Source organism: Paraburkholderia sp., from assembly GCF_024281035.1.
In the GTDB taxonomy this organism is placed as follows: domain Bacteria; phylum Pseudomonadota; class Gammaproteobacteria; order Burkholderiales; family Burkholderiaceae; genus Paraburkholderia.
This window is the reverse complement of sequence record NZ_JAMXLH010000071.1, coordinates 33,727-50,431: the sequence shown is the minus strand read 5'-3', so window position 1 is coordinate 50,431 and position 16,705 is coordinate 33,727. Positions and strand designations below refer to the sequence as shown.

Genomic DNA, 16,705 nt, shown 5'->3' with positions numbered 1-16,705 from the left:
GGTGATCAGGGCGGCCAGGATCAGAATGGGTTCGTTGGCGATGGACTTCAAGAAAGCCGCGGCGGTGCCCTGGAAGGTGGCCCGGACGCTTGGCGGCATGCCCAGCTCCCCTTTCACCCTGTTGATGGCGTCCACGGCATCGCCGAGCGAAGCATTGGGGGCCAGATTGAAGGACACAGTGACCACCGGGAACTGCCCCTGATGGTTCAGGGCCAGAGCGCTCGGCGCGGTCGAGACGGTAGTGAACGTACTCAGCGGGACTTGCGTGCCGTTCGAAGAGCGCACGTAGATGTCCTTGAGCGCGTCGGGAGTCTGCTGAAACTTGGGATCCGCCTCGAGCACCACGTGATACTGGTTCAGCTGGGTATAGATGGTGGAGACCTGGCGCTGGCCGAAAGCGTCGTACAGCGTGTTGTCGACGTCCGCCGGCAGCACGCCCAGCCGTGATGCGGAGTCGCGATCGATGGTCAGATGCACCAGCAGGCCGCCATTCAACTGGTCGCTCGCGACGTCGCGGAGTTCCGGAAGCTTCTTCAGACGCTCCATGAAGCGCGGCACCCACACCGCCAGTTCTTTGGGATCCACATCTTCCAGGCTGTACTGAAACTGGGTGCGGCTGACGCGGTCTTCCACGGTCAGGTCCTGCACCGGCTGCATGAACAGCGTGATGCCGTCAATTTTGTCGAGCCTCGGCTGCAAGCGACGGATGACGTCGGAGGCGCTGAGCTTGCGTTCCTTGAGCGGCTTCAAATTGATCTGGATGCGGCCGCTGTTGAGGGTGGTGTCGGTGCCGTCGATGCCGATGAACGAGGAAAGACTCTCTACCGCGGGATCCTCGAGAATGGCGTCAGCCAAAGCTCGTTGCCGCTCACCCATGGCCTGGAAAGAGATGCTCTGCGGCGCTTCAGAAACCCCCAGGATCACCCCGGTGTCCTGCACCGGGAAGAACCCTTTGGGAACGTAGATGTACAGAAGAATGGTGCCCACCAGAGTGGCAGCGGTGACCAGCAGGGTGATGGTCCGGAAACGCAGGACAAACTGCAGGGTGCGGCCGTAAAACCGGATGACGGCGTTAAACACGTCTTCCGATTTGCGATAAAACCAGGTGGCCTCCTCCTTTTTCTGATGGCGCAGCAGCTTGGCGCACATCATGGGAGTCAGGGTCAGCGAGACCACCGCCGAAACCAGGATGGTAACGGCTAGAGTAATGGCAAATTCGCGGAACAGGCGGCCCACGATTTCGCCCATGAACAGCAGCGGAATCAGTACGGCGATCAGCGAAATGGTCAGCGAGAGAATGGTGAAGCCGATCTGTCCCGCACCTTCGAGCGCCGCCTGCAAGGGCCGTTTGCCCTCTTCGAGGTAGCGCACGATGTTCTCGATCATCACGATCGAATCGTCCACCACGAAACCGGTCGCGATGATGAGCGCCATCAGCGAGAGGTTGTCGATGGAGTAGTTCAGCTCGTACATCAGCGCGAGCGTGCCGATCAGCGAGACCGGCACCGAAATGCTCGGAATGATCGTGGCGGGCACGTTGCGCAGGAACACGAAGATCACCGCGACCACCAGCACGACGGCGAGCACGAGTTCGAACGCCGCGTCGGCCACCGATGCGCGGATCACGCCGACGCTGTTCGAGACCACGGTCACCTGCATGCCCGCGGGCAGCGTCGATTCGAGCTGCGGCAACTGCTTCATGATCTGGTTGACCGTGGCGATCACGTTCGCGCCCGGCTGGCGCTGCACGTTCAGCACGATGGCGGGCGCGTGGTTGTACCAGGCGCCGCGCTCGATGTCCTGCGCCGCGCTCGTCACGCGCGCGACGTCGCGCATGAACACGGGCGAGCCGTTCTGGTAGGCGATGACCGTATTTTCGTAATCCTGCGGCGCGGAAATCTGGTCGTTCGAATTGATCGTGTAGTTGAGCTCGGGGCCGTCGAAGTTGCCCTTCGGGTTGCTCACGTTCACGTTGGCGAGCAGCGTGCGCAGATCGTCGAGATTGAGGCCGTAGGCGGCGAGCTTCTGCGGGTCGGCCTCCACGCGCACGGCGGGCACGTTGCCGCCTGCGGTGGTGACGAGACCCACGCCGGGCACTTCGGAAATCTTTGTCGCGAGGCGGTTGTTGGCCGCGTCCTGCAACTGCGTGAGCGACATCGACTTCGACGTGACCGCGAGCGTGAGAATCGGCTGATCCGCGGGATTGACCTTCGCGTAGGTCGGCGGTGCGGGCAGGCCGCTCGGCAGGAAGCTGTTGGCCGAGTTGATGGCCTGCTGGACGTTCTGTTCGGCGACGTCGAGATTCAGCGCGAGGTCGAACTGCAGCGTGATGATCGAGGCGCCTTCCGAACTGTACGAGACCATCTGCTGCAGGCCAGGAATCTCGCCTAGCTGAACTTCGAGCGGCGCGGTGACGGTGGTGGCCATCACCGAAGGGCTCGCACCGGGATAGAAGGTCTGCACCTGGATCGTCGGGTAATCGACCGAGGGCAGCGACGAAACCGGCAAGAACTTCATCGCAACGAGGCCGATGAGCACCATCGCGATCATCAGGAGCGATGTCGCGACCGGCCGGAGGATAAACAGGCGGGAAATATTCATCGGCGCCGGATCAGAGGCTTACGACGCCGGCGACGCCGGTGATGCGGGCGACGCTGCGCTGCTCGCGTGCGCGCCGCTCGCCTCGTGTGCGCCGCCGGTCGCTGCGGGGTGCCCGGTCGAAGGCTTGATCTTCGCGCCGTCCGCGAGGCGGTCGAGGCCGTCGGTCACCACGCGCTCGCCAGCCGCGAGGCCCGCGACGACCACCGTGTGCTTGCCGTCGCTCGGCCCGAGCGTGACTTTGTGGACCGAGACGGTGTCGTTGGCGTTCACGAGATAGACGTAATCGCCGGGCGCGCCGGTCTGCACGGCGGGCGTGGGCACGAGCACGGCGTTTTGCAGCGTGTCGACCAGCAGCGTCACGTTCACGAATTCGTTGGGGAAGAGCGCTTCGTCGTTATTGGGCAGGCTCGCGCGCAGCGTGACCGTGCCGGTGGCCGTCGCCATCTGGTTGTTGATCGCGAACAGCTCGCCGGTGGCGATCCGCCGCGTGTTGTCGCTGCTGAAGATCGTGACCGGCAGCTTCGCCCCCGCGTTGACGCGCTGCAGCACGCCGCCCAGCGCATTCTGCGGCACAGCGAACTGGACGGTGGTGGGCTTCATCTGCGTGATCACGACGATGCCGGGCTGGCTCGACGCGGTCACGAAGTTGCCCGGATCGACGAGCCGCAAACCGACACGTCCGGCCACCGGCGCCGTGATGTGGCAATACTCGATGTCCAGGTTGAACTGCGCGATGCTCGCGAGGTCGGCTTTCACGGCGGCCTCGGCTTGCTGGACGACGAACTGCTGGTTGAAGAACGTCTGCTCGGCGATGGACTGGCGCTCGTGCAGCAGCGTAAAGCGCTGCAAGTCGGCACGGGCCTGGGCGAGCGCGGCCTGGTCTTTCGCGAGTTGCGCCTCGGCCTGCTGTTTGCTGATCTCGTACTGGCGCTGATCGATCTGCGCGATGAACTGGCCTTTCTCGACGTCCTGGCCTTCGTGATAGCCCACGGCGGTCAAGAAGCCGCTCAGTTGCGGCAGGACCGTGACGGTGGCGATGGGCGTAATCGTGCCGAGTGCGTTGAGCGTCACGGGCATCGGGCCGAGTGCGACGGTGGCCACGGTGACGACCTGTACGGTCGGCCCGGCTGCGGGCTTCTTGCCGCGCAGCAGATGCACGACGACGAGCGCAATCAGGATGATGACGATGAGGGCGATCACGAGCGGGCCGCGCCGTTTGCGCGGCGGCTGCGCGGGCGGTTGCGCCGGTGGTTGCGTCGGTGGCGGGCCCGGCGGCTGCTCCGATGGCTGCGATGGCTTTTGCGATTCCGGTTGCGACTGCGGTTGCGACTGCGGGGTTGGCGCGGTGCTCACGCTTGCCTCCATCGGTAAGCGGTCACTGAAAGACGGCGTGCCTGTTCGGACGCGGGAGCGGCGGGCATCCGAAGCGCGGATTCCGTGTGGTGCGTTGAACGCGGTGGCCATATCGCGTCGACGGCATGCCGGGAGCTTTCGGATCGCTGCATACGCATTCTCATGGTTGTTATGTCGTCGCTGCGCAGCCGGACGGGCTACGCAGAGAAGGCTCAGACTCGAAGTCTAACCAACCCGGGCGCGGATTTCGAAACGTCAGTGATTTGAAAGGTTATGGCGCGTTACAACGACCCGATTCTGTGACGCGATGTAACGGAGCGCGGTGAAACTGGCGCGAGGCTGGCGTGCTTGTCAGCGAGCGTTGTCGCGCGCACGCAGCCGTGTGAAACGGCGCTTGAACTGCGCGCGCGATCGGTGCGGAAAACGAGGAGCCGTTGCCACGGCAAGTGGCGCGCGCGAAGCGGGTGCATGGTGCACCCGCTTCGCGCTGGCTTGGAGAGTTACTGCGATGGTTACTGCGGATATCGGCGTGTTCCGAGGCCGGAAACATCCCGGCCCGTCACGGGACGCTGCGCGTTAGCCTTCCTTGCCGTCGATGCGCGCCCTCACGAGCCAGGGCGCGTAGCGCACGAAATAAGCGCCGAACGCGACGAACCAGCACACCGCCGACACGTTGATCGCGACGAACGTCAATTGCGGAGCGAGCGCGGGAACCAGCGCGCGAAAGAGTGCGGCGAGCACGAGCAGCGCGTAGCAGAGTTTCTCGACGGCGCCTGCCACGAGCGGCCGGCCGGTATGGCCGCGCGCCGTACGCGTGATCATGGCCATGATCGCGCCGCTGACTGCGCCTACCGTGAACGCGTGGATCGCGAGCGAGTGCGAGACGACGCCCAATGCCGCCAGAGCGAGCATCAGGAAGCCGACGGCAATCCACGAGTAGGCGATGTGAAGGATCGCGAGGATCGGACGATTGCCGACGTGCCAGACGCGCCAGCCGATCACGCGCATGGCCTGGACGACGGCGGCGGCAGCGGCGGCAGCCGCGAGCACGGGGCCGGACACGCCGAAACCGTCGAGCACGAACGGCAGCAAGGTCAGCGGCATGATGCTGGCTTCGACGAAGCGCCACTTCTTGATCGTCTGGCCGGGAATGGCGTTCGTGGTGAAAGTCGGAATCACGCGCCCGCCGATGATCGTCACGAACAGCACGAGCAGGCCGACCGCCATGTAGGCGCTACGCAGCGCCCAGTCCATGTGTCCGCTCGCCGCCGAAAAGTGGAAGGCGAAATTCGTGGTTGCCAGCAGCGCGAGCGCGGCGGGCAGGAAGATGTTGTGTTTGTTCTGCCCATGCACGAGCACGCGCAGTAGAACGATCGCACTGACCGGCAGGAACGCGATGTCGACGGTCATGGCGACGGCGGCCGGCGCGCACGCCACCGCGACGCGGCCCGCGAGCCACAACACGCACAGCGCAATGAGCGATTTGCCCGCGGCGGGCGTAACAGATGTCCATGCCCGCACGGCGGTCAGCAGGAAGCCCACCACGATTGCCGAGGCGAACCCGAAGATCATCTCGTGGACGTGCCACAGCGAGCCCGGCAGATACGCGTGCAGTGCGGCCATCGGAAAGCCGTCGAGTTCGGCCAGCCACGCGAGGACGGCGGCGGTGCCAAAGAGTGCGCCGCCCAGATAGAACGGGCGGAAGCCCAGCGCCCACAGTGCGAAACCGCGCGGAGCGGGCGGCGCTGGCGGAGCGACGCGTGGCTGTTCGCGCGGTTTTTCGCGCGGCTGTTCGTCAATTCGGATGAGGGCCATGCTTGCTCTCCAGCAAATAGATGGATTTTATATGAATCTTATATGCGATGCAGCCGTAGCGCAGATGTGGCAATTCCACGCAACGCTCGCCTGGGTCCGGCATTCTGCTCTCCCGCGGCGTATCGCCGCGCCTGTTCGCGAGACCGCCTGCTTCATTTTCCATGGTGCTCCATGTGCTCTTCGTGACGAGACATGTTTGCAGGCCCCGCTTGCGGGCATGGCGAACATCGCCGCTTCAAGATCGGGATCGAGGCGGTGCGCCCGATCGGGTTCGTGATCTTGATATCGCGTGCAGCACTGTCGCCAGTGCGCAACACAAATAGATCACAATGTGAGTAATAATACCGATTAATCAGAATCGGTGTGGCGGATACGCTGATGCCGTTCATTTCGCCGCACTGCCCGCACTATTTGCCCGCACAACGATTATCAGAAAAGGGCTGCACGGCGCGTCAAAGTTTCGAGACGCGTGAAAAAACCCTCAAACGCCCGCCCGTACTAATCCGGATGGGGGGTGGAGGAGTAATCAGAACGGAGTAGTGTCCGTTTGTCACACGATCCACAAGGGTAATGGAATAGCGCCGAATACTGCGTAAGCTGGCTTACAGTTAAATCCGTGAGCAAGCCTAAAAATGATCACGCAGAATATCCCCGGCAATAACAGCAATAACCAGAGTGCCGCATGGCGCGTGCTTGGATCGAGTACTTTCGCTTTCACCATCTGCTTTGCAGTCTGGATGATGTTTGCGATTCTCGGTATTCCGCTTAAAAAGCAGCTTCATCTCACCGACGCGGAATTCGGCCTCGTTGCCGCCATGCCCGTGTTGACCGGTTCGCTCGCACGCGTGCCGCTCGGCATCTGGACCGACCGCTTCGGCGGCCGGATCGTGTTCTTCCTGATCATGCTCGCAACCGTCGTGCCGATCTGGCTCGTTTCGTATGCGACGCAATTCTGGCAGTTCCTCGTGCTCGGCCTGTTCGTCGGCTTCGCGGGCGCCTCGTTCTCGGTCGGCACGCCCTACGTCGCACGCTGGTTTCCGAAGTCGCGCCAGGGCCTCGCGATGGGTATCTTCGGCGCGGGCAATTCCGGCGCCGCACTCAACAAGTTCGTTGCACCGGTACTGATTGTCGCAGCCGGTACGTGGACGATCGTGCCGAAGGTCTACGCCATCGCGATGCTCGTCACGGCGTTCGGCTTTCTTCTGCTTTCGTCGAGCAATCCGGCGCATCGCGTCGTCGGCGGGACGCGGGCCGGGAATCAGCTCAAGGTGCTCGGCGATCCGCGCGTTTTGCGCTACGCGCAGTACTACTCCGTCGTGTTCGGCGGCTACGTCGGCCTCTCGCTCTGGATGCCGCAGTACTACGTGAACCAGTACGGCTTCGGCATCGAGGCAGCGGCGTTTCTCGCGGCCTGCTTCTCGCTGCCGGGCGGCGTGCTGCGCGCGATGGGCGGCTGGCTCTCCGACCGCTTCGGCGCCTATCGCACGACGTGGGCCGTCATGTGGGTCGCGCTTGCCGGTTTCTTCGTGCTGAGCTACCCGTCGACCGACCTGGTGATCCACAGCGCGAAGGGTCCGGTTGCATTCCATATCGGTCTCGGCCCGGTGTTCTACACCGTGATCATGTTCATCGTCGGCGTGGCGATGGCCGTGGGCAAGGCGTCGGTCTTCAAGTTCATCGGCGACAGCTATACGGACAACATCGGCGCGGTGTCCGGCGTCGTCGGCCTGGCTGGCGGCCTGGGCGGCTTCGTGCTGCCGATCCTGTTCGGCCTGCTCGTCGATCTGACTGGTGTGCGCACCACCTGTTTCATGCTGATGTTCGGCGCGACGGCGGTCAGCCTGTTGTTCATGCACTTCTCGTTCCGCCCCGAAGCGCTCGCCACGGCGCGTGCCGCAGAAGAGCGCGCAGCCCTGCAAAAAGAGGCGCGCGCACACGAGGCACAAGCGGCACAAACAGCACCCGCAACAGGCGCGGTACACGCACACGAAGCGCTGGCCGACTGATTCCCACGCGCGTCGCACTTGCGGCGCGCTTTTTTGATTGAGCAAACACCATGTCCAAATATCTGTTAACGCAGTGGGAGCCGGAGAATGCCGGTTTCTGGAAGGCGAGTGGCGAGCAGGTGGCCAACCGCAATCTCTGGATCTCCATCCCCGCGCTGATGCTGGCGTTCGTCGTCTGGTCGCTGTGGAGCGTCGCCGTCGTGAATCTCGACAAGGGCGGCTTCCACTTCACCAAGAACCAGCTCTTCTGGCTCACGGCGCTTCCCGCGCTTTCGGGCGCGACGCTGCGCATTTTCTATTCGTTCCTCGTGCCGATTTTCGGCGGACGGCGCTTCACCGCCATTTCGACGGCCAGCCTGCTGATTCCCGCGCTCGGCATGGGCTTCGCGCTGCGCGACCCGTCGACGTCGTATGAAATGCTGCTCGTGCTCGCCCTCCTGTGCGGCTTCGGCGGCGCGAACTTCAGCTCGTCGATGGCCAACATCAGCTTCTTCTTCCCGAAGAAGCGCAAGGGCTTCGCCACCGGCATGAACGCGGGCATCGGCAACCTCGGGGTGTCGATGGTCCAGTTCGTCACGCCGATCGTCATCTCCACCGCAGCGTTCAGCGGCATTCTCGGCGGCGGTCAAACCTACGTTGCGAAGGGCGTCGAACACTCGATCTGGCTGCAAAACGCAGGCTTCGTCTGGGTTCCGCTCATCATCGTGGCAGCGGTTGCCGCGTGGTACGGCATGAACGACATCGCCGACGCAAAGGCATCGTTCAGCGAACAGGCCGTCATCTTCCGCCGCAGCCACAACTGGCTGATGTGCTTCCTCTATGTCGGCACGTTCGGCTCGTTCATCGGTTTCTCGGCGGGTCTTGCGCTGCTCACGAAGGCGGAATTCCCCGCGATCAACCCGACCGCCTATGCGTTCCTCGGGCCGCTCGCAGGCGCCATGACGCGTCCGCTCGGCGGCTGGATCTCGGACCGCCTCGGCGGCGCGCGCGTCACGCTCCTCACGTTCATCGCGATGATCGCGGCCGTGGCAGGCGTGATCGCCTTCCTGCCGTCGGCGGGCTCGGCCGGCAACTTCGGCGGCTTCCTCGCCATGTTCATCGTGCTGTTCGCGCTGACCGGCATCGGTAACGGCTCCACCTTCCGCATGATCCCGGTGATCTTCCTCACGCAGCAGCAGCGCGCCGCGAAGGGCAAGGGTCCCGATGCGCAACAGCGCGCGCTCGCCGAGGCCGGCAAGGAATCGGCTGCGGTGCTCGGCTTTGCCGGTGCGATGGGCGCCTACGGCGGCTTCTTCATCCCGAAGAGCTTCGGTACGTCGATCGACGTCACGGGCTCGCCGGTCACGGCCCTGCTGTGCTTCATCGGCTTCTATGTCGTGTGCGCCGCGGTCACGTGGTTCTTCTACGCGCGCCGCAACGCGCCGATGCCCTGCTGATTCTGATTCGCACGGGAAGCCGTGCGCGCATGGGTGGACTAGTCCTTCAGGCGTAGTTCGGGCCGGTCGGGCTAGTCCTAATTCGTTTGCGGGCTGCTCCTGCTGGCGAATAGGCGGGCACGCGCGCGCTCGTCATACTCATGCAGCACGAATTCGCTGAGTCCACGCGGTCGCAGACAGCTCACTGGGCGCAGCTTTAGTTTCGGAGAACAAGATGAGTTACTTTCTGGACCGTCTGAAGTTCATGTCGCGTGTCAAGGCGACGTTCTCAAACGGTCATGGCGCGGTCGTCGACGAGGACCGCAAGTGGGAAGACGGCTATCGCAGCCGTTGGCAACACGACAAGATCGTTCGATCGACGCACGGGGTCAACTGCACCGGATCGTGTTCGTGGAAGGTCTACGTGAAGAACGGTCTGATCACGTGGGAAACCCAGCAGACCGATTACCCCCGCACGCGCGCCGACCTGCCCAATCACGAGCCGCGCGGCTGCCCGCGCGGCGCCTCCTATAGCTGGTACGTCTATTCGGCGCAACGCGTGAAGCACCCGATGATCCGCGGGCGCCTGATGGACCTGTGGCACGAAGCGCGCCGCACGCTCGGCCCGGTCGAGGCGTGGGCATCGATCGTCGAGAATCCCGAGAAGGCTGCGCGCTACAAGCGCGTGCGCGGGCTCGGCGGCTTCGTGCGCGCCGACTGGGACACGGCGGCCGAAATCATTGCGGCCGCAAACGCCTACACGATCGGCAAGTACGGCCCGGACCGCGTGGTCGGCTTCTCGCCGATTCCGGCGATGTCGATGGTTTCCTATGCGGCTGGCGCGCGCTACCTGAGCCTGATCGGCGGAGCGTGCCTGTCGTTCTACGACTGGTACTGCGATTTGCCGCCGTCCTCGCCGCAGGTGTGGGGCGAGCAGACCGACGTGCCCGAATCCGCGGACTGGTACAACTCCACCTATCTGATGGTGTGGGGCTCGAATGTGCCGCAAACGCGCACGCCCGACGCCCACTTCTACACCGAGGTCCGCTACAAGGGCACCAAGACGGTTGCGGTGTCATCGGACTTCGGCGAGATGGTCAAGTTCGGCGACATCTGGCTCGCGCCGAAGCAGGGCACCGACGCGGCGCTCGCGATGGCGATGGGCCACGTCGTGCTCAAGGAATTCCACGCGAGCGGCAAGTCCGCGTACTTCCGCGACTACCTGAAGCAGTACACCGACATGCCGCTGCTCGTCACGCTCTCCGAGCGCGACGGCGCGATCGTGCCGGACCAGTTCCTGCGCGCGTCGCAGCTCGCGGGCGGCCTGGACGAAGCGAATAACCCGCAGTGGAAGACGCTCGCGATCGATGCGACGAGCGGCAACATCGTCGCGCCGAACGGTTCGGTCGGCTTCCGCTGGGGCGAGTCGGAACACAACGACGGCGCGAAGGTCGGCCGCTGGAATCTCGAACTCAAGGACGGCGGCAGCGGTCGCGAAATCGATCCGTGCCTGTCGCTCATCGCGGCGCACGATGAAGTCGTCGAAGTGAGCTTCCCGTATTTCGGCGGGGAACACGGCGCGCTGCTCGCACGGCGCGTGCCGGCCAAACGCGTCGCGCTGGCGGACGGCACGAGCGTGCTCGTCGCCACCGTCTACGACCTGCAGATGGCGAACTACGGCGTCGACCAGGGCCTCGGCGGCCCGAACGTCGCCGCGTCGTATGACGACGACGTGCCCTGCACGCCCGCATGGCAGGAAAAGCACACGACGGTGCCGCGCAAGCTTGTGATCCAGGTGGCGCGCGAATTCGCGGACAACGCGGATCGCACGCACGGCAAGAGCATGGTGATTCTCGGTGCGGCGCTGAACCACTGGTATCACAACGACATGATCTACCGCAGCATCATCAATCTGCTGATGATGTGCGGCTGTATCGGCCAAAGCGGCGGCGGCTGGGCGCACTACGTCGGCCAGGAGAAGCTGCGTCCGCAGTTCGGCTGGGCGCCGCTTGCGTTCGCGCTCGACTGGTCGCGTCCGCCGCGCCAGATGAACGGCACGTCGTTCTTCTACAACCACACGAGCCAGTGGCGTCACGAAAAGGTCGGCCTCGACGAGATTCTCAGCCCGGGCGCCGATCACAAGCGCTACAAGGGCCTCAGCATGCTCGACCTCAATGCGAAGTCCGAGCGGATGGGCTGGCTGCCCTCGGCGCCGCAGCTTGGCACGAATCCGCTCGACCTCGTCGACGCGGCGAAGCGCGAAGGCCGCGAACCGATCGACTACACGGTCGAGAAACTGAAGTCCGGCGCGCTCGATTTCTCGTGCGACGACCCCGACAATCCCGTTAATTTCCCGCGCAACATGTTCGTGTGGCGCTCGAACATTCTCGGCAGCTCGGGCAAGGGCCACGAGTATTTCCTCAAGTACCTGCTCGGTACGCAGAACGCGCTCTTCGGCGACGAAGCGGATGCCATCAAGCCATCGGAAGTGAAGGTGCGCGAGGCCGCCGAGGGCAAGCTCGACCTGCTCGCGGTGCTCGACTTCCGCATGAGCACGACCTGCCTCTATGGCGACATCGTGCTGCCGTCGGCGACGTTCTACGAGAAGGACGATCTGAACACGTCCGACATGCACCCGTTCATCCATCCGCTTTCGGAGGCGGTGCAGCCGTTGTGGGAGAGCAAGAGCGACTGGGAAATCTACAAGACCATCGCGAAGAAGTTCTCGGAGATCGGCGGCGCGCATCTCGGCACGCGTACCGACCTCGTCTGCACGCCGCTCATGCACGACACCCCGGGCGAACTCGGCCAGGCGTTCGAGCCGAAGGACTGGCGTCATGGCGAATGCGACCTGATCCCCGGCAAGACCGCGCCTGCGATGACGCTGGTGGAGCGCGACTATCGCGAGATCTACAACAAGTTCACCTCGGTCGGGCCGCTGCTCGACAAGCTCGGCAACGGCGGCAAGGGCATCAACTGGAACACCGCGCACGAAGTGGGCGAGCTCGCGAATCTCACGGGCACGTCGCGCCATGAGGGTGTGACCCAGGGCCGTCCGCGCCTCGAAACCGCGATCGATGCGGCTGAGATGATCCTCACCTTCGCACCGGAGACCAACGGTCATGTGGCGGTGAAGGCGTGGGATGCGCTCTCGAAGATTACGGGCCGCGATCATACGCACCTGGCCGAAGGCCGCGAGCACGACAAGATCCGCTTCCGCGACGTGCAGGCGCAGCCGCGCAAGATCATCTCGGCGCCGACGTGGTCGGGCCTCGAATCCGAGGAAGTCAGCTACAACGCGGGCTACACGAACGTGCATGAGCTGATTCCCTGGCGCACGCTGACCGGGCGGCAGCAGTTCTATCAGGACCACCGCTGGATGCTCGACTTTGGCGAGGGCTCGTGCAGCTACAAGCCGGCCATCAACACGAAGACCGTTGGGCCGATGCTCGGTGCGAAGCCGAACGGCGAACACGAACTCGTGCTGAACTGGATCACGCCGCACCAGAAGTGGGGCATCCACTCGACGTACACGGACAACATCCGCATGCTCACGCTGTCGCGCGGCGGCCCGCACGTCTGGGTCTCGGAATCCGAAGCGAAGGAAGCCGGGATCAAGGACAACGACTGGGTCGAAGTGTTCAACGTGAACGGGACGCTGACTGCGCGCGTGGTGGTGAGCCAGCGCGTGCCGCGCGGCATGTGCCTCATGTATCACGCCCAGGAGAAGATCGTGAACGTGCCGGGCGCTCAGACGAGCGGCATGCGCGGCGGCATTCACAACTCCGTGACGCGCACGGTGCTCAAGCCCACGCACATGATCGGCGGCTATGCACAGCTTGCATACGGCTTCAACTACTACGGCACCGTCGGCAGCAATCGCGATGAATACGTGATCGTGCGCAAAATGAACAAGGTGGAGTGGCTCGAAGGGCCGCTCGTCGAAGGAGCAGCATCATGAAGATCCGCGCCCAGGTGGCGATGGTCCTGAACCTGGACAAGTGCATCGGGTGCCATACGTGCTCGGTGACCTGCAAGAATGTGTGGACGTCGCGTGACGGCGTCGAATACGCATGGTTCAACAACGTCGAGACGAAACCCGGCATCGGTTATCCGAAAGAGTGGGAAAACCAGAAGAAGTGGAACGGCGGCTGGAAGCGCAATGAAGACGGCAGCATCGAGCCTCGCCAGGGGACGAAGCTCAAGGTGCTCGCGAACCTGTTCGCGAACCCGAATCTGCCGGCCATCGACGACTACTACGAGCCGTTCACGTTCGACTACGAGCATCTGCAAAAAGCACCGCTTTCGCAGACGCCGCCCACGGCACGTCCCGTCTCGGTGATTACCGGCAAGAAGATGGACAAGATCCACTGGGGTCCGAACTGGGAAGACGACCTCGGCGGCGAGTTCGAATCGCGCGGGCGCGATGCGCTCTTCGAGAACGTGCAGAAGGAGATGTATTCGACCTTCGAAAACACCTTCATGATGTACCTGCCGCGCCTGTGCGAGCACTGCCTGAATCCGGCGTGCGTCGCATCGTGCCCGTCCGGCTCGGTGTACAAGCGCGAAGACGACGGCATCGTGCTCGTCGACCAGGACAAGTGCCGCGGCTGGCGCATGTGCGTGTCCGGTTGCCCGTACAAGAAGATGTACTTCAACTGGAAGACCGGCAAGGCCGAAAAGTGCGTCTTCTGCTATCCGCGCATCGAAGCCGGTCAGCCGACGGTGTGCGCGGAAACCTGCGTGGGCCGCATCCGCTATCTGGGCGTGCTGCTCTACGACGCGGACCGCATCAGCGAAGCGGCAAGCGTCGAGAAAGAAACCGATCTCTACCAGGCGCAACTCGACGTGTTCCTCGATCCGCACGATCCTGAGGTTCAGGCCGAAGCGCGCCGCCAGGGCATCGCGCAAAGCTGGCTCGACGCCGCCGTGCGCTCGCCGGTCTACAAGATGGCCTGCGAGTGGAAGATCGCGTTCCCGCTGCACCCCGAGTACCGCACGCTGCCGATGGTCTGGTACGTGCCGCCGCTCTCGCCGATCCAGTCGGCGGCCGACGCGGGCCACATCGGCAGCGACGGCATGATCCCCGACGTCGAGAGCCTGCGCATTCCGATGCGCTATCTCGCGAATCTGCTGACCGCGGGCGACGAAGCGCCGGTGGTCGCCGCGCTGCGCCGCATGCTCGCGATGCGCGCGTACAAGCGCGGGCAGGCCGTCGACGGTGTCGAAGATCCCGCGCTGCTCACGGCGGCGGGGCTCACGGCCGCGCAGGTCGAAGACATGTACCGCATCATGGCGCTCGCGAATTACGAGGACCGTTTTGTCGTGCCGTCGTCGCACAAGGAGATGGTCGAGGACAGCTTCAACGAGAAGGGAAGCTGCGGTTTCTCGTTCGGCAACGGCTGTTCGGGCGGCGTGACGGAAGGGTCGCTGTTCGGCTCGAAGACGCAAGGCAGCGTGGTATTTGCGGACATGCCGAAGTCGCGCCGCAAATTGACGCCGAGCACGTAAGGGGAGAGCCACACGATGTCGATCTATCCCGTTCTTGCGGCGCTGCTCGATTATCCGCAGCAGGCGCTGCTCGATGCCCTCGACGAAATCGACGCGGCGCTCGTCGCGCATCCGGACGCGGCGCGCGAGTTGGCGCCGCTCGTCGGCGAGCTGCGCGGCCGTTCGCTAATCGAGTCCCAGGAGGAATACGTCGCGACGTTCGACCGCAATCCGCGTCACTCGCTGCATCTGTTCGAGCACGTGCACGGAGAGAGCCGCGACCGCGGCCAGGCGATGGTCGATCTGCTCGCGGAGTATCGGCGCTTCGGCCTCGAAATTTCGACCAACGAGCTGCCCGATTACGTGCCGCTCTTTCTCGAAGTGCTCGGCCTCATCGATGCTGACGATGCGTCGGCGCTGCTCGGCGAAGCGGTTCATGTGCTCGCTGCCATCGGCAAGCACCTGTTGGACTCCGGCAGTGCCTACGCGAGCATCTTCACCGTGCTGTGCGAGATGTCCGTGGTTGCGCCCGAACCGCTCACCGTCGCGCCGGTGCGCGACATGGACGAAGCGCTGGAAGTGTTCGGCGTCGGCGAGGATGGCGTCGAGCCGCTCATCATGCGCAGCGAGGTGCAGCCTGTCCATTTTCATCCGCGTGCCGAGCGGCTTAATGCAACGGCCCGTGCAAAGGAAATGCAATGAATACGTTCAACCAGTTCCTGTTCGGCATTTATCCGTACATTGCGCTCGCGATCTTTCTGTTCGGCTCGCTCGCACGCTTCGAGCGCGAGCAGTACACGTGGAAGACGGACAGCTCGCAGCTCCTCTACCGGGGACAACTGCGGCTCGGCAACATCCTCTTTCACGTCGGCATTCTGGGGCTCTTCTTCGGCCACATGTTCGGTCTGCTGACGCCGGTTGTCGTGTGGGATACCCTCGGTGTGCCGCACAGCGCCAAGCAGATGGTCGCGATGGTCGCGGGCGGCGTGATGGGCTCGATGTGTCTCGCCGGGCTCGCGATCCTGCTGCATCGTCGTCTGTCGAATGAACGCGTGTCGGCTGTCACGCGCACCGCGGACAAGGTGCTGCTGCTGTGGATTCTCGTGACGCTGCTGCTCGGTCTTTCGACGATCGCCGAATCGGCCAGCCACATGGACGGTACGATGATGGTGCGGCTCATGACGTGGGCCCAGCACATCGTCACGTTCCGCGGCGACGCGGCAAGCTATGTGAGCGAAGCGCCGCTCATCTTCCGCGTTCACCTGTTCATGGGCATGTCGCTCTTCGTGATCTTCCCGTTCACGCGTCTCGTGCACGTGTGGAGCGGTTTTGCTTCAGTCGGTTATCTCTCGCGCGCATGGCAGCTCGTGCGTAGCCGTTAATCACCATCGACGGCCTGCAGTACCGGGGCCGTAATTTACCCGGGTGATCCGCCTCGCGCGATCGCCCGGTTTTTTTTTTCAGGAGTGTGGGTGCCATGGCACGTCTCTTTGGCATTGCAGGCCGTTCGGGGCAGGGCAAGACAACCTTGATCGAGGCGCTGCTCGCCCATTACCGGTCGCGCGGGCTCGTCGTCAACGTGATCAAGCACAGCCACCACAGGCTCGAACTCGAACCGCCGCGCAAGGACAGCGCGCGCTTTCGCTCGGCGGGCGCAGGCGAGGTGCTGATTGTGTCGCCCACGTCGTGGGCGATTCTGCACGATGGACCGGAACCGTCGTTCGACGCGCTGTTGGCGCGGCTCGGACCGGCCGATCTCACGCTGGTCGAAGGCTACACGCGCGTGGATCTGCCGCGGCTCGAAGTCGTGCGCGGCGGCAGCGGCTGCGGCAGTGGCTATGAAGCGCTTTACCCGCACGATCCGCGCATCGTCGCGATTGCGTCCGACCTCGTGCTCGACACGCATTTGCCGGTCTTCGCACTCGACGATGTGGCGCGCATTGCCGCATTCATCGGCGAGAGCGCGGCGGAGTACGCCGTTACCGACGCTTCGGCGGATAATGCAGCCTGAGCCGCACACCGATC

At 63.9% G+C, this 16,705-nt stretch carries 11 protein-coding genes; 7 read left to right on the top strand and 4 right to left on the bottom strand.

All coding sequences use genetic code 11. From position 1 onward, the window contains the following. From Q0L30_RS23245 to Q0L30_RS23230, 4 genes are all read right to left on the bottom strand, one after another. A partial coding sequence (locus Q0L30_RS23245; RefSeq protein WP_296662005.1) for an efflux RND transporter permease subunit occupies positions 1 to 2,601 on the bottom strand: 2,601 nt, incomplete at its 3' end. A gap of 18 nt (positions 2,602 to 2,619) precedes the next feature. Further along, positions 2,620 to 3,801: an efflux RND transporter periplasmic adaptor subunit gene (locus tag Q0L30_RS23240; RefSeq protein ID WP_296662008.1), complete on the bottom strand. Its 1,182-nt coding sequence runs from the start codon at positions 3,799 to 3,801 to the stop codon at positions 2,620 to 2,622. Between the two features lie 729 nt (positions 3,802 to 4,530). Beyond that, the gene (locus Q0L30_RS23235; RefSeq protein ID WP_296662004.1) at positions 4,531 to 5,769 is read right to left on the bottom strand and encodes an NnrS family protein; all 1,239 of its coding nucleotides are present in this window, start codon (positions 5,767 to 5,769) and stop codon (positions 4,531 to 4,533) included. Further along, positions 5,750 to 5,932, bottom strand: a complete 183-nt coding sequence (locus tag Q0L30_RS23230; RefSeq protein ID WP_296662003.1) for a hypothetical protein — start codon at positions 5,930 to 5,932, stop codon at positions 5,750 to 5,752. Before Q0L30_RS23230 ends, Q0L30_RS23235 begins: the two co-directional genes overlap by 20 nt. A gap of 469 nt (positions 5,933 to 6,401) precedes the next feature. Between Q0L30_RS23230 and Q0L30_RS23225 the strand changes: the two genes are divergently transcribed. The 7 genes from Q0L30_RS23225 (at position 6,402) to mobB (ending at position 16,691) form a co-directional block, all read left to right on the top strand. Next, complete coding sequence (locus Q0L30_RS23225) at positions 6,402 to 7,775, top strand: nitrate/nitrite transporter (RefSeq protein ID WP_296662002.1); 1,374 nt, start codon at positions 6,402 to 6,404, stop codon at positions 7,773 to 7,775. A 50-nt stretch (positions 7,776 to 7,825) separates the two neighbouring features. Then, complete coding sequence (locus Q0L30_RS23220) at positions 7,826 to 9,211, top strand: NarK family nitrate/nitrite MFS transporter (RefSeq protein WP_296662001.1); 1,386 nt, start codon at positions 7,826 to 7,828, stop codon at positions 9,209 to 9,211. 214 nt (positions 9,212 to 9,425) lie between these two features. Then, on the top strand, positions 9,426 to 13,151 hold the full coding sequence (locus Q0L30_RS23215) for a nitrate reductase subunit alpha (RefSeq protein ID WP_296662000.1): 3,726 nt from the start codon (positions 9,426 to 9,428) through the stop codon (positions 13,149 to 13,151). Continuing rightward, positions 13,148 to 14,701, top strand: coding sequence for a nitrate reductase subunit beta (gene narH, locus Q0L30_RS23210; protein WP_296661999.1), 1,554 nt, complete (start codon positions 13,148 to 13,150; stop codon positions 14,699 to 14,701). The genes Q0L30_RS23215 and narH overlap by 4 nt, the downstream gene beginning before the upstream one ends. A gap of 15 nt (positions 14,702 to 14,716) precedes the next feature. Further along, positions 14,717 to 15,382 (top strand): nitrate reductase molybdenum cofactor assembly chaperone, encoded by a 666-nt coding sequence (gene narJ / locus Q0L30_RS23205; protein ID WP_296661998.1) that lies wholly within the window; start codon positions 14,717 to 14,719, stop codon positions 15,380 to 15,382. Further along, positions 15,379 to 16,062, top strand: coding sequence for a respiratory nitrate reductase subunit gamma (gene narI / locus Q0L30_RS23200; RefSeq protein WP_296661997.1), 684 nt, complete (start codon positions 15,379 to 15,381; stop codon positions 16,060 to 16,062). Before narJ ends, narI begins: the two co-directional genes overlap by 4 nt. Before the next feature lie 95 nt (positions 16,063 to 16,157). Beyond that, complete coding sequence (gene mobB / locus Q0L30_RS23195; protein WP_296661996.1) at positions 16,158 to 16,691, top strand: molybdopterin-guanine dinucleotide biosynthesis protein B; 534 nt, start codon at positions 16,158 to 16,160, stop codon at positions 16,689 to 16,691. Positions 16,692 to 16,705: the final 14 nt, after the last annotated feature.